Origin of the sequence: Pseudomonas bijieensis, from assembly GCF_013347965.1 — a bacterium.
GTDB lineage: Bacteria > Pseudomonadota > Gammaproteobacteria > Pseudomonadales > Pseudomonadaceae > Aquipseudomonas > Aquipseudomonas bijieensis.
Genome location: NZ_CP048810.1, coordinates 5,569,714 through 5,583,671, shown reverse-complemented (window position 1 = coordinate 5,583,671; position 13,958 = coordinate 5,569,714). Strand labels below are relative to the sequence as shown.

The following is a 13,958-nucleotide window of genomic DNA, read 5'->3' as shown; positions in this document are numbered from 1 at the left end:
GAACGAGCCAGCTCGCGATAGCGGTGGGTCAGCTTGCATCCCTGTTGGATGTACCAGCGCCATCGCGAGCAGGCTCGCTCCCACAGTGGTTTTGGGTTGTTCACAACAGTTGATATCCCCCACAGATCCCTTGTGGGGAGCGAGCCTGCTCGCGATAGCGGTGGGTCAGCTTGCATCTCTGTTGGATCTGCCATGCTATCGTGCCCGCCCGACTTTCCACTGGTTTACGCCAGCATGCTGCCAACTACCCGTACCTTGCGTCTGTCGTTGTACACCTTGCTGATCCTCACCGGCGCGGCGGTTGCCGCCACCTTCGCCATACGCCATGCCGAACGCGCGGCCCTGGAAGAAGATGCCAGCCGCGCAAACCAGCAACTGGCGCTATACGCCACTTCGCTGCACACCCTGATCGAACGTTACCGCGCCCTGCCCGCCGTGCTGGCGCTGGACCCGGAATTGCGTTCGGCCCTCAAGGGCCCCGTCAGTGCAGCGCAGCAGGACGCGCTGAACCGCAAGTTGGAACAGATCAATGGCGCCGCCCAGTCATCCACCCTGGAACTGCTCGACCACACCGGCCTGGCCGTCGCGGCCAGCAACTGGCGCCTGCCCAGCAGCTACGTCGGGCACAACTATGGTTTTCGTCCCTATTTCCTCCAGACCCGCACCCAAGGCACCGGGCGGTTTTACGCGGTGGGCGTGACCAGCGGCATCCCGGGGTATTTCCTTTCCAGCGCAGTGACGGGCGACAACGGCGAATTCCTTGGCGCCATGGTCGTGAAACTGGAGTTTCCCGAGATCGAGCGTGAATGGCGCCAGGGCAGCGACACCCTGTTGGTCAGCGATGCCCGAGGCATCATCTTCATCGCCAACCGCCCGGGCTGGCGTTATCGCCACTTGCAGCCATTGAGCGACAGCGACCGCGCCGAACTCAAGGCCACCCGTCAATACGACAAACAGCCCTTGCAACCGCTGGCCTATGAGTCGCTGCGGCGCTTCGATGACAATAGCCATCTGGCCCGTGTCGAGTCCCTCGACGGCTCGACGGACTACCTGTGGGAATCCTTGCCGTTGACCGCCGAAGGCTGGACGCTGCATTTGCTGCGCCGTCCGCAGATCGCTTTCGAAGACCGCCGCAACGCCGGACTTGCCGCCGCCGGGTTGTGGTTGGCGCTGGTGTTTCTGCTGCTGTTTCTCAACCAGCGCTGGCGCCTGGCAAGATTGCGCCAGCGCAGCCGCGAAGAGCTGGAACGGCTGGTGGAGGAGCGGACCCGGGATCTGCGCACCGCCCAGGACGGGCTGGTGCAATCGGCCAAGCTGGCGGCACTGGGGCAGATGTCGGCGGCCCTGGCCCATGAAATCAACCAGCCCTTGACCGCCCAGCGCATGCAATTGGCAACCCTGCGCTTACTACTGGATCACGGTCGGATCGACGATGCCTACAAGGCCCTCAAACCGGTGGACGACATGCTGACCCGCATGGCCGCCCTCACCGGCCACCTGAAGACGTTCGCCCGCAAAAGCCCCAGCGGCCTGCGCGAACGCCTGGACCTGGCGGCAGTGGTGGACCAGGCACTGCAACTGCTGGACACGCGCCTGCGCGACGAACAGGTCAGCACCGTGCTGCACCTGACCCGCCCGGCGTGGGTGCGCGGCGATGCGATCCGCCTCGAACAGGTGTTGATCAACCTGCTGCGCAACGCCCTCGACGCCATGGCCGGCCACCCCCTCAAACGCCTGGAAGTGCGCCTGGAAGCCGATGATCAATTGTGGCGCCTGACCGTCAGTGACAGCGGCACCGGCATCGCCGAGGAACACCTGGCCCAGGTATTCGATCCGTTTTTCACCACCAAGGCCGTGGGAGATGGCCTGGGCTTGGGCCTGGCGGTTTCGTTTGCGATCATTCATGAATCCGGTGGCCGCCTGAGCGCGGACAACCATGAACACGGCGCGGTATTCTGCGTGACCTTGCCCATCGATCAGGAGGCTCAACTGCATGCTTGATTCAGTCATGGTCGTTGATGACGAAGGCAGCATTCGCAGTGCTGTCGAGCAATGGTTGAGCCTGTCGGGATTCCAGGTGCAGCTGTTCAGCCGCGCCGATGAATGCCTGGCAAAGTTGCCGGAACATTTCCCCGGGGTGATCCTCAGCGACGTGCGCATGCCCGGCCTCAGCGGCCTGGAACTGCTGGCCGAAGTGCAGCGACGCGATCCGGACCTGCCAGTGATTCTGCTCACCGGCCATGGCGATGTACCGATGGCCGTGGAGGCCATGCGCGACGGCGCCTACGATTTCCTGGAAAAACCCTTCAGCCCCGAAGCCTTGCTCGGCAGCCTGCGCCGGGCCCTGGACAAGCGCACCCTGGTCCTGGAGAACCGACGCCTGCATGAGCAGGCCGACGCTCGGGCCCGGCTCGACGGGACGCTGCTGGGTGTGTCGCGGGCACTGCAAAACCTGCGACGCCAGGTGCTGGACTTGGCAGCGCTGCCGGTCAACGTGTTGATCCGTGGCGAAACCGGCAGCGGCAAGGAATTGGTCGCCCGTTGCCTGCACGACTTTGGCCCGAGGGCGAGCAAACCCTTCGTCGCGTTGAACTGCGCGGCCATTCCCGAAGCGCTGTTCGAGGCCGAGCTGTTCGGCCATGAAAGCGGGGCCTTCACCGGCGCCCAAGGCAAACGCATCGGCAAACTCGAATACGCCGACGGCGGCACACTGTTTCTCGACGAAATAGAGAGCATGCCCCTGGCCCAGCAGGTCAAGCTGCTGCGGGTATTGCAGGAACAGAAGCTCGAACGCCTGGGTTCCAACCAAAGCATTCAAGTAGACCTGCGCATCATCGCCGCCACCAAGCCCGACCTGCTGGACGAAGCCCGGGCCGGGCGGTTTCGCGAAGACCTGGCCTATCGCCTGAACATCGCCGAGCTGCGCCTGCCACCGCTGCGGGAACGACGCGAGGACATTCCCCTGCTGTTCGAGCACTTCACCCACAACGCCGCCGAACGCCTGGGCCGCGCCGCCGCCCCCCTGAGCGGCCCGCAATTGAGCCACCTGCTCAGCCACGACTGGCCGGGCAACGTGCGCGAACTGGCCAACGTCGCCGAACGCCAGGTGTTGGGGCTGGATCAACCGCAGGCCCTGGACACCGAACCCGGCCAGTCCCTCGCCGCCCAACAGGAAGCCTTCGAAGCCCAATGCCTGCGCGCCGCCCTGACGCGGCACAGAGGGGATGTGAAAGCGGTGCTCGAAGAACTGCAACTGCCACGCCGCACCTTCAATGAAAAGATGCAGCGGCATGGGTTGAGTCGGGAGATGTTTTTGTAGGGCCGCTGAATTTGCTGTGTCTGTACCGGCCCATCGCGAGCAGGCTCGCTCCCACAGGGTGATGTGTACGCCGGACAAATGTGGGAGCGGGCTTGCTCGCGAAGGCGTCGAGTCAGTCGGTATTGAATGGGCTGACACACCGCTTTCGCGAGCAAGCCCGCTCCCACAGGGTCATCTGTACACCGGCCAAAATGTGGGAGCGAGCCTGCTCGCGATGAGGCCGGTACAGACAACACATCCATGCCCGAATAAGCGGATTCCCGCCCACACCCCCAGTCACAATGAGCGGATTCCCGCTCATCCAGCGCCGCAAACCCCTCTAGCCCGGCCCTCCAGCCGCTGGCACAGCTCCTGCTATAGCCCTGTCAGGCTGCGTTCCCACGCGCTCCACAAAAACAATTAAACGAAGGATCCTTCAATGGACAACTCCAACGCCCTGCCCCTTGGGTCGGCTGCCGTGCCCGCCCGTGAAAGAACCACCGCCAGCCGGATCAAATCGATCTTCAGCGGTTCGGTCGGCAACATGGTCGAGTGGTATGACTGGTACGTCTACGCCGCATTCTCGTTGTACTTCGCCAAAGTCTTCTTCCCCAAGGGCGACACCACCGCCCAATTGCTCAACACCGCCGCGATCTTCGCTGTAGGCTTCCTGATGCGCCCGATTGGCGGCTGGTTGATGGGCTTGTACGCCGACCGCGCCGGACGCAAGCGGGCGTTGATGGCGTCGGTATACCTGATGTGCTTCGGCTCGCTGATCATCGCCCTGAGCCCGAGCTACGAAACCATCGGCGTCGGCGCGCCGATTCTGCTGGTGTTTGCCCGCTTGCTCCAAGGCCTGTCGGTGGGTGGCGAGTACGGTACCTCGGCGACCTATCTGAGTGAGATGGCGACCAAGGAACGTCGCGGCTTCTTCTCCAGTTTCCAGTACGTGACCCTGATCTCCGGCCAGCTCATCGCCCTGGGCGTGCTGATCGTGCTGCAACAGTTCCTCACCACCGAACAACTGTATGCCTGGGGCTGGCGCATCCCGTTCGCCATCGGTGCCCTGTGCGCGATCGTGGCGCTGTACCTGCGACGCGGCATGGAGGAAACCGAGTCGTTCACCAAGAAAGAGAAGTCCAAGGAAAGCGCCATGCGCACCTTGCTGCGCCATCCCAAGGAACTGATGACCGTGGTCGGCCTGACCATGGGCGGCACCCTGGCGTTCTACACCTACACCACCTACATGCAGAAATACCTGGTGAACACCGTCGGCATGAGCATCTCCGACTCCACCACCATTTCCGCCGCCACACTGTTCCTGTTCATGTGCCTGCAGCCGGTAATCGGCGGGCTGTCGGACAAGATCGGACGCCGGCCGATCCTGATTGCCTTCGGCATCCTCGGCACGCTGTGCACCGTGCCAATCCTCACCACTCTGCACACCATCCAGACCTGGTGGGGCGCGTTCTTCCTGATCATGGCCGCACTGATCATCGTCAGCGGCTACACCTCGATCAACGCCGTGGTCAAAGCCGAGTTGTTTCCCACTGAAATCCGCGCCCTGGGCGTCGGCCTGCCCTACGCGCTGACCGTGTCGATCTTCGGCGGCACCGCTGAATACATCGCGCTGTGGTTCAAGAGCATCGGCATGGAAACCGGCTACTACTGGTACGTGACGGCGTGCATCGCCGTGTCGCTGCTGGTGTACATCACCATGAAAGACACCCGCAAGCACTCGCGGATCGTCACCGACTGACAGGGTTCCACAGTCACTGCAACGGTGGCTGTGATGGCCCCATCGCGAGCAGGCTCGCTCCCACAGGATTTGCGCCGAACCTGTGGGAGCGGCGGCGCGGTAATCAGCTCAACTCAGCCGCACGCTGCCTGTTGCCATAACGGTTCTGCGCATACGCCGCGCCCGCGACCATCACGATCAGTATCCCCGCCAACACCGCCGATGAGCCGACGGTGCCGAAGTCCAGCCCCCCTTTCTCATGAGGCTTGGTCATCAAGTCGCCCAGCGTCGCGCCAAGGGGGCGTGTCAGCACGAAGGCTATCCAGAACAACACCACCGACGAAATCCTGGTGAAGTACTTGAGCAGCACGACTACGGCAATGGTCGAGCTGATCAGCAATGCGCCGCCAGCAAATCCCAGCCCCGAGTCGTCGGCCAGGTAATCACCGAGCGCGGTGCCCAAGGTGTTGGAAAACAGAATCGCCATCCAGTAGAACATCTCGCCGCGAAAGGTCTGCACCTTGGTGACGTTGAGCGAATCACCGCTCAGGCGCCAGGCTGCGAAAATCGCCAACAGAATCGCAATCAGGATCATCGACCCGGTGGCGTAACCCAATTCAAGGGTGCGATCCATGAAATCGGACATTGTGGTGCCCGCCGTGCTGGTGGACAGGATCACGATCCAGTACAGCAGCGGCTTGTAGGTCTTGGCCATCAGCTGTGTAACCAGCGTCAGGACGAACACGCTGATCAGAATCAGCGAGCTGATGGCGTAACCGACATTGAGGGTCATCGATAACAAATCCCCTGCGGTTTCGCCCAGGGTCGTCGCGCAGATCTTCATGACCCAAAAGGCCAAGGTGATTTGAGGCAGTTTATTCATCGCAGGCTCCAGAGGATGGCGGCCAACTCTTGGGGCTAACCGTGGGAGCAAGTTGACATCGCAGCGGTGAAAAACAGGTCGGCAACGTATGAAAAATCCGTCATTGAACGGCGATTAATCACCCGTTAATGCACTTGCCACACCCTGAACTCATTGAATCGATGACCTGCGCAAGGTTCGCTCCGACTGCTGAAGCGGATTATATGCGCCGCCCTTAACATCGATTTAATCGATGGCTTTTAGCATTATTTTGCGCTTTTTAATCAATTTAATTGGCGTAGCATTCAACCCATGCAAGACACATCGCCAACGAACCTGGAGTGACCACCATGAAAACCAAACTGATCCTCGCCCTGACCCTGTCCGTATTGGCTGCCAACACCTTCGCCGCCGACGGTTTCGACAAGACTGGTACCGCTTCCTTCAGCTCGGGCGCCAGCGCTGCCATCGAACGCAGCCATGCCGGTAGCTACGCCGCCGATGGCTTTGACAAAACCGGCACCGCCGATGCCATCGCCGCTGACGGGTTCGACAAAACCGGCACCGCCGATGCCATCGCCGCTGACGGGTTCGACAAAACCGGCACCGCCGATGCCATCGCCGCTGACGGGTTCGACAAGACCGGTACCGCCGATGCCATCGCTGCTGACGGTTTCGACAAGACCGGTACCGCCGAAGCGATTGGTTAATGATTGAACGTCAAAAGATCGCAACCTTCGGCAGTTCCTACAGGACCGTATTCAATCTGTAGAAGCTGCCGAAAGCTGCGATCTTTTTGCATCAACCAAATCTGGAAATAAAAGGCCCGGCCTTGCACTATTGGCCGCCTACGAATGCCTTCCAGGAAACACTCGCCATGCCCGACGACATCCATTTCTACGAACCTGCCAACGGTCACGGCCTGCCCCACGATCCGTTCAATGCCATCGTCGGCCCGCGCCCCATCGGCTGGATTTCGTCCCAGGATGCCGAAGGCCGCCTGAACCTGGCGCCCTACAGCTTCTTCAACGCCTTCAACTACATCCCGCCGATCATTGGTTTTTCCAGCGTCGGGCGCAAAGACAGCCTGAACAACATCGAACAGACCGGCGAGTTCGCCTGGAACCTGGCTACGCGCCCGTTGGCCGAGCAGATGAACCAGAGCTGCGCGATGGTCGCGCCGGAGGTCAATGAGTTCGAACTGGCGGGTTTGACGACCGCCCCGTCACGGGTGATCCAGGTGCCGCGCGTCGCCGAAAGCCCGGTGTCCTTCGAATGCAAGGTCACGCAGATCATTCAATTGCAGCGAGCGGACAAGGGGCTGGTGCCGAGCTGGCTGATCCTCGGCGAAGTGGTCGCCGTGCATATCGCCAAGTGGCTGTTGAAGGATGGGGTGTACGACACTGCCGCCGCCGAGCCGATCTTGCGCGGTGGCGGGCCGGCGGATTACTTCCAGTTGGGGCCTGAGGCCTTGTTCAAGATGCACCGCCCAAAGTAGGAGCAGCGCGCCCCCCCCTGTGGCGAGGGAGCTTGCTCCCGCTGGGCTGCGAAGCGGCCCCTTTTTTGGTGGGTGCTTCGCACCCAAGCGGGAGCAAGCTCCCTCGCCACAAAAGCAACTCCCAAAATACTGATTACCAGACCAACCCACCCTCGTCGTCGACCCCCCTTGAGATGGGTCAACTGCACGGCGGCCGCATCGTCGGCCTCGGTAGCTGTCTTGAAGGTCTGCTCCTCAAGCACCTTGTTGAAACGCGGCGCACCGGAGCCGCCAATAGCCTTGGTGGCAATGGCGGCATGGTAGCCGCCGCCTTCATTGGGAACGACCGCGGAAACAGCTTCAAAGGTTTCAAAGGCTTTACGTGCCATATCTCGTGCATCCTGGCGGTGGAAAATGACGCTCATTAAACCCTCAACCGGCCAGTTTGTGTACCTGCGCCAGGCACCCTTCAGTCGCCTGGGCGGCGGAGACTTCGCGGAACGTGTGGAAATCCAGGCTGCTCACCACCAGGTCCTGCACCAGCTCGGCGAAAATCGCCATGGCCGGTGAATTGAAGTAGGCGTCCATCGACGGTTGGTTGACCCAGAGCCCGGACACCAACCACAGATCAGCATCGCATTGCGATTGCTGCAAGGCGAAGTGCAAGCAACCGGGAGCCTGGCGCGAAGGCGCGATCAACGTACTCAGGCGCGCCCCCAGTTGCTTGGAGCAACCGCCGCGGGCGCGGACAAAAGCCATGTGGCTGACGGGGATCTGTGTAGTCATGTTCAACCCTCCCAGGTAATCCGTTGTGCAGCCGGGGACAGGCTGCGACAGGATCAAAGGTTAAGCGCCACGACGCCAGCTTCGTTAGTCGATTCCTGCCGACCCCTTGCACGATCCTGCGCATCGGTAGCACGAAATCCGCCATCGATTCGCTTACGGCCCGGAAAGTTGAAACAAAAGGTTTCAAGCAAGTTTCCAACGCATTGCACCGTTATGGCCCCTCGCGCCGTGCAGGATCAGGCAAGCTTTCAACAGGATGTTGCTACCGCTGCGCCTTGCACAAACATAAGCTTTGTCCATCGCCCCTATGCCTGAGGATCCTGGCATGTCGCCACTCGACCACGCCCACGTCCCGCTGGACCCCTACCTGGAACAACAGCGCGCTGAACTGGCGTCGATCATCGACCGCAATACCAGTGAAGACGGCAGCTACGCCACGGCCATCGGCTCGCTGAATCTGTCGCGCCACAGCAAGCCCCAGAAGTTCGCCCCGGTGCTGGCGCAGCCGGCGCTGTGCATCATGGCCCAGGGCAGCAAGCAGGTGCGCCTGGCCGACGAATTTTTCAACTACGACCCGCTGCATTACCTGGTGGTCTCGGTGTCGATGCCGTTGAGTGGCTGCATCGCTAACGTCTCGCCCGAGGAGCCGATCCTGGCCTTGCGCCTGGACATCGACCCGGCGGAAATCACCGCGTTGATCGCCGACGCCGGCCCCTTGGGTGTACCGACCCGTCCCGCCGGGCGCGGGCTGTATGTCGAACGCCTGGACACGCCGACGCTCGACGCCGTGCTGCGCCTGGCGCGGTTGCTGGACAGCCCGAAAGACATCGCCATGCTCGCGCCCCTGGTACGTCGGGAAATTCTCTACCGTTTGCTGCGCAGTCCACAGGGCTATCGGCTCTACGAAATCGCCATCGCCAACAGTCAGAGCCATCGCATCAGCCAGGCGATCAAATGGCTCAATGGCCATTTCGAAAAACCGTTGCGCATCGATGACCTGGCCCGGGAAGTGAACCTCAGCGTCTCGACCTTGCATCACCGCTTCAAGGCCATGACTGCCATGAGCCCGCTGCAATATCAGAAGCAACTGCGCTTGCAGGAAGCCCGCCGGCTGATGCTGGCCGAAGGGCTGGAAGCTTCGGCGGCGGGCTATCGGGTGGGTTACGAAAGCCCTTCGCAGTTCAGCCGCGAGTACAGTCGGTTGTTCGGCGCGCCGCCGCTGCGGGATCTGGCGCGGTTGCGGATGACCGTCTGAGCTGATTCTTGAGTTGTCTGTACCGGCCTCATCGCGAGCAGGCTCGCTCCCACATTGGAACTGCGGTGAACATAGAGTTTGTGTTCACTGAAGATCCCCTGTGGGAGCGAGCCTGCTCGCGATGGGGCCAGCCGCAGCACCACATCCTTAGAGATCAGGCACCCAGCAACCGACACGCCTGCGCCGGTATGGTCACCGACACCGCATGCCCAATGCCCAGGTCCATGCCCTGGCAAGGCGTGCTCAGCGCCGTGAACGAAATTCCGGAACACTCCACCGTGGTCTCGACGGTGGCGCCGATGTCCCGCACGAACGTCACCTTGCCCAGCAACCGGTTGCCCGCCGTGACCTGGGGCGAGGACAGTTGCAAGTCTTCGGGACGTACCAGCAGCTTGATCTTCTCGCCAGCGCTGACGCTATGGCTGGCCGGCACGTCCAGCGTGTCCCCACCCGGCAGCCCGACCTGGCCGTTACCCAGGGTGGTCGCCGGAAAGATGTTGCCTGAGCCAATGAAATCGGCGACGAATTCATTGGCCGGGTGCCGGTAGATCTCGATCGGCGTACCGACCTGTTGCACCCGGTGCTCACCCAACACCACCACGATGTCGGCCATGGTCATGGCTTCGCGCTGATCGTGGGTCACCAAAATGGTGGTGATGTTCAAGCGCTGTTGCAGTTGGCGGATTTCCACTTGCATCGACTCGCGCAACTTGGCGTCCAGGGCCGACAGCGGTTCGTCCAACAGGAGGATTTTCGGCCGGGCGGCAATGGCCCGGGCAATCGCCACGCGCTGGCGCTGGCCGCCGGAAAGCTTCGCCACTGGCCGGTCGATCATCGCCTGGAGCTGGATCAGTTCCAGCAACTCCACCACCCGCGCCTGTTGCTCGACCTTGCTCACGCCGCGCAGTTTCAGTGGATAGGCAATGTTCTCGCCGACGGTCATGTGGGGAAACAACGCCAACGATTGAAACACCATGCCGAAATTGCGCAGGTGCGCCGGGGTATGGCCGATGTCTTGGCCATCCAGGCGAATTTCACCGCCGCTGAGGCTTTCCAGGCCGGCAATCATGCGCAGCAGCGTGGTCTTGCCACAGCCCGAAGGTCCGAGGAAACACACCAGCTTGCCCTCGGGCAAATGCAGGTTCACGTCCGTTACCGCACAGGCCGAGCCGTAGTGTTTCTCGACGTTTTCCAGTATCAGTCCAGTCATGTCTTCACCTCGAAATCAAAAGGAAACGCCGCCCTCGCCTACCAGTTTCTCCAACGCCCAGATCAACACGAAGTCGATCAGCACGATGAGTACGGCAAACGAAAAAACGGTGGGGTCCAGCGACGACACGGTGCGGCTGTACATCCAGATCGGCACGGTCATGACATCGATGGTGTAGAGGAAATAGGTCACGGTGAACTCGTTGAACGAGACGATGAACGCCAACAGCATCCCGGCGAGAATCCCCGACTTCATCAAGGGCACCACCACATCGACGATGGCCCGTTGCGGTGTGGCCCCCAGCATGCGCGCGGCCTCTTCCACTTCACTGCCGATGCCGAGCATGGCGGCGGTGCAGTTCTTCACTACGAACGGCAAGGCCAAAATGACGTGGGCAATGACCAGCCGCGAGGTGGTCATCTGGAACGGCAGGCTGTCGAACACCAGCAGCAGTGCCAAGCCCAGCACCACCATGGGAAACACCAGCGGCAGCGACATCAGTTGCAGCGCCACGGCCTTGCCACGGAACTCGCAACGGGTCAGCGCGTAGGCCGCCGGCACCGCGATCAGTGTGGCGAACACCATGGTCAGGCAGGCCACCAACAGGCTGGTCGCCATGGCCTGGCCCAGGCTCAGCACATCGCTGGCATCCGGCGACACAAAGGTGTGCCAGGCGGCCCGATACCATTGCAGGCTGTAGCTGCTCGGCGGAAAGTCCAGGTTCGCCGCACCGCTGAAGGACATGACGATCATGGTCAGGATCGGCAGCACCGCCAGCAACAGGATGAAACCCGACAGCAGCCCGACGGCGCGCCCGGTTTCGCCGGGCAACAGCGACTGGCGCTTTTTACTCAGCGCGCTCATTGAGAAGCCTCCAGCATCCGCCGACGACGGCCGGTGAAATATTCAGACAGAGTCATGATCATCAGCGTGGTGACAATCAGCACCACCCCGGCGGCGGATGCGGCGGGCCAGTTCATCAACGGGGCGATCTGGTCGTGAACCATCACGGCCAGCATTGGCACTCGTCGACCGCCCAACAGCAGCGGTACGACAAAGCTGCTGGCGTTGTAGGCAAACACCAGCGTCGCGCCGGTGATGATCCCCGGCAGGCTCATGGGCAGCACCACTTGGCGAAACACCTGGAAGCGGCTGGCGCCAAGGGTGGCTGCGGCCTCTTCATAACTGCGGGCCACGCCACGCATCGCACTGGCGATGGGCAGCACAGCCAGGGGGAACGCGGTCTGGACCAAGCCCATCAGCACGCCATTCTGGTTGTACAGCAACATGATCGGTCGCTTGATCAGGCCCAGGCCCATGAGCGCCTGGTTGAGCATGCCGGCCGGACCGAGGATCACCAGCCAGCCATAGCTTTGCAGCAGCAGGTTGACCAACAGCGGCAACAGCACCGCCGCCAGGAACACCCGTCGCAACAACGGCGAAGCGAGACGCGACATGGTGTAGGCCACGGGGATCGCCAGCAGCACGGCGATCACTGCGCTAATCAATGCCAGGCGCAAAGTCAGCAGCAGGGACTTGAGGTAATAGGGCTCCAGCAACTGCCCGTAACTGGCGAGGCTGAAGCCGCTCCACTCCGCTCCCTTGGTGCCGACGCTCATGCGCAGCACCAACAGGCTGGCGGCGATCAGCACGCCGAGAAACAACATCGACGGCGACAGGAAAAGCCAGGCTCGGCGGGTGGGCGAAATGCCCCGGGTTGCACGTATCGGCGCAACACTTTGGGGATGGGTTAACGGTTGGTGTTCCATAACAAGGTCTCGTCAGTGGAAAACGACAGAACAAACACAATTTCAAATCCACTCATTTCCGATGAGGGCAAGGCACAGTCAATATCTCCATCGACTGCTTCACCGCCTTCGCGAGCAAGCCCGCTCCCACACTGGATTTCAGGTGCTCACAAAATCGGTGAACACCTCCCATTCCCTGTGGGAGCGGGCTTGCTCGCGAAAGCGGCGGCACAGGCAACATCGCCATCAACTGAACCACCGCTATCGCGAGCAGCCCGCTCACACAGTGGCGTTCGAATCAGGAAGAGAAAATTTCCGTGTACCGGCGAATCCACTGGTCATGCACCGTCGCCAGGAAGGCGTTGTCGTGCATGATCGCCTTGTCGGCGATTTGCTCCGGGGTGAGGATGTACGGGCTCTTGCGCGCTTCGGCGGAGATGATGGCCTTGGCGTTGACCGGGCCGTTGAAGATGTCTTCGGCCATCTTGCCTTGTACTAGCGGGTCGAGGGAGTGGTCGATGAAGGCGTAGGCCAGGTCGGTGTCGCCCGGGCGGTTTTTCGGCATGACCGAGAGCATCAGGTCGGTGTAGAAACCTTCCTTCATGCCAAACGTCGCCCCCAGGCTGTAGGCCGGATCGCGGATCTGCTTGGGAAAAAACGCCGGCGCGTATAACCCGCCCATGTCCAGGGAACCGGTGCGGAACAACTCGGCGATCTGGTTCGGGTTTTCCCCCAGGGTCACCACCCGGTCCTTGAGCTCGGCGAGTTTCTTGAAGCCGGGTTCGATGTTGTGCTCGTCACCACCGGCCAGCTTGGCCGCGATGATGATCAGGTCCATGGCCTCGGTCCAGTTCGGCGGCGGCAGGAAAATGTTCGGCGCCAGGTCCGCGTCCCACAGGGCGGCGTAACTGTCCGGCGCCTGTTTCAAGGTCCGGGTGCTGTAGACCAGGCTGTTGCACCACAGCAGGTAACCGATGCCATGGCCGCCGGCGCCAGTGCGGTATTGCGCCGGTACGTCGGCCAGGTTGGGAATGCGATTGAGGTCGGGTTTTTCCAGCAGCCCGGCGGCAGCCAGGCCCTCGGCCCCGACGCCTGCCAGGGTGATGATGTCGTACTGCGGCCGGTCGCCTCCGGCCTTGAGCTTGGCGACCATTTCCGATGTGCTGCCGGTGCGGTCGGCGATGACCTTGGCGCCGGTCTTGGCCTCGAAGGTCGCCGCGATGTTGCGCAACGCCGCCAGCCCGGTGTCATCGGACCAGGTGAGCAAACGCAGGGTCTTGCCAACGAACCGCGTGTCACTGGCCCGGGCGCTGATGAAGGGCACGCTCATGGCGGCCGCCGCTACCGAAACCACACTTGCAGTCTTGATGAATTGACGTCTGTTCAGATCATGCTCGCCCATGGAGGACTCCCTTTATTTTTTTAAGTATGAGGTGGGTAAAACCGTTGCGCCCGCACCGTTCGACGTCGACCAAACCCCCGTATTGCTTGGGCTTTGCCGCCGCCTGCGGCCATCCTGAGGTTGTGCAAAATCCCTGACTATCGAAAAAAACTCATTGAAGCCATGTTCCCCGCGCATGCCTT

The 13,958-nt window shown here is 61.7% G+C and carries 12 protein-coding genes and 1 pseudogene; 6 read left to right on the top strand and 7 right to left on the bottom strand.

The genetic code is table 11. The annotated features are described in order from the left end of the window. Positions 1–234: 234 nt before the first annotated feature. The 3 genes from GN234_RS24615 (at position 235) to GN234_RS24605 (ending at position 5,057) form a co-directional block, all read left to right on the top strand. Entirely contained in the window at positions 235–2,001 is a 1,767-nt protein-coding gene (locus GN234_RS24615; RefSeq protein ID WP_109754015.1) for a sensor histidine kinase, read from the top strand. Continuing rightward, positions 1,994–3,319 carry a sigma-54-dependent transcriptional regulator gene (locus GN234_RS24610; RefSeq protein WP_109753773.1) on the top strand — a complete coding sequence of 442 codons (1,326 nt, stop codon included), beginning with the start codon at positions 1,994–1,996 and terminating at the stop codon, positions 3,317–3,319. The genes GN234_RS24615 and GN234_RS24610 overlap by 8 nt, the downstream gene beginning before the upstream one ends. Positions 3,320–3,737: 418 nt before the next feature. After that, positions 3,738–5,057: an MFS transporter gene (locus GN234_RS24605; protein WP_109753772.1), complete on the top strand. Its 1,320-nt coding sequence runs from the start codon at positions 3,738–3,740 to the stop codon at positions 5,055–5,057. Positions 5,058–5,160: 103 nt separating this feature from the next. Here the strand turns inward: GN234_RS24605 and GN234_RS24600 are convergent, their stop codons facing one another. Further along, complete coding sequence (locus GN234_RS24600; RefSeq protein WP_116833345.1) at positions 5,161–5,919, bottom strand: COG4705 family protein; 759 nt, start codon at positions 5,917–5,919, stop codon at positions 5,161–5,163. Between the two features lie 329 nt (positions 5,920–6,248). Between GN234_RS24600 and GN234_RS24595 the strand changes: the two genes are divergently transcribed. Next, complete coding sequence (locus GN234_RS24595; RefSeq protein ID WP_134925602.1) at positions 6,249–6,608, top strand: hypothetical protein; 360 nt, start codon at positions 6,249–6,251, stop codon at positions 6,606–6,608. Between the two features lie 167 nt (positions 6,609–6,775). Then, positions 6,776–7,396 (top strand): flavin reductase family protein, encoded by a 621-nt coding sequence (locus tag GN234_RS24590; protein WP_109753769.1) that lies wholly within the window; start codon positions 6,776–6,778, stop codon positions 7,394–7,396. Positions 7,397–7,529: 133 nt separating this feature from the next. Here the strand turns inward: GN234_RS24590 and GN234_RS24585 are convergent. Together GN234_RS24585 and GN234_RS24580 are read right to left on the bottom strand one after the other, a co-directional pair. After that, a pseudogene (locus GN234_RS24585) lies at positions 7,530–7,764 on the bottom strand (hypothetical protein). 43 nt (positions 7,765–7,807) lie between these two features. Then, a complete protein-coding gene (locus tag GN234_RS24580) occupies positions 7,808–8,161 on the bottom strand; it encodes a putative quinol monooxygenase (protein ID WP_109753767.1) in 354 nt (117 codons plus the stop codon). 325 nt (positions 8,162–8,486) lie between these two features. Here GN234_RS24580 and GN234_RS24575 point away from each other — a divergent pair, with 325 nt between their 5' ends. Further along, positions 8,487–9,416, top strand: coding sequence for an AraC family transcriptional regulator (locus GN234_RS24575; protein WP_109753766.1), 930 nt, complete (start codon positions 8,487–8,489; stop codon positions 9,414–9,416). Between the two features lie 154 nt (positions 9,417–9,570). Here the strand turns inward: GN234_RS24575 and GN234_RS24570 are convergent, their stop codons facing one another. From GN234_RS24570 to GN234_RS24555, 4 genes are all read right to left on the bottom strand, one after another. After that, positions 9,571–10,626 carry an ABC transporter ATP-binding protein gene (locus GN234_RS24570; RefSeq protein WP_116833347.1) on the bottom strand — a complete coding sequence of 352 codons (1,056 nt, stop codon included), beginning with the start codon at positions 10,624–10,626 and terminating at the stop codon, positions 9,571–9,573. A 15-nt stretch (positions 10,627–10,641) separates the two neighbouring features. Further along, positions 10,642–11,490 (bottom strand): ABC transporter permease, encoded by an 849-nt coding sequence (locus tag GN234_RS24565; protein ID WP_109753764.1) that lies wholly within the window; start codon positions 11,488–11,490, stop codon positions 10,642–10,644. Then, positions 11,487–12,395, bottom strand: a complete 909-nt coding sequence (locus GN234_RS24560) for an ABC transporter permease (protein ID WP_176689203.1) — start codon at positions 12,393–12,395, stop codon at positions 11,487–11,489. Before GN234_RS24560 ends, GN234_RS24565 begins: the two co-directional genes overlap by 4 nt. A 277-nt stretch (positions 12,396–12,672) precedes the next feature. Then, a complete protein-coding gene (locus GN234_RS24555; RefSeq protein ID WP_109753762.1) occupies positions 12,673–13,776 on the bottom strand; it encodes an ABC transporter substrate-binding protein in 1,104 nt (367 codons plus the stop codon). Between the last annotated feature and the right edge of the window lie 182 nt (positions 13,777–13,958).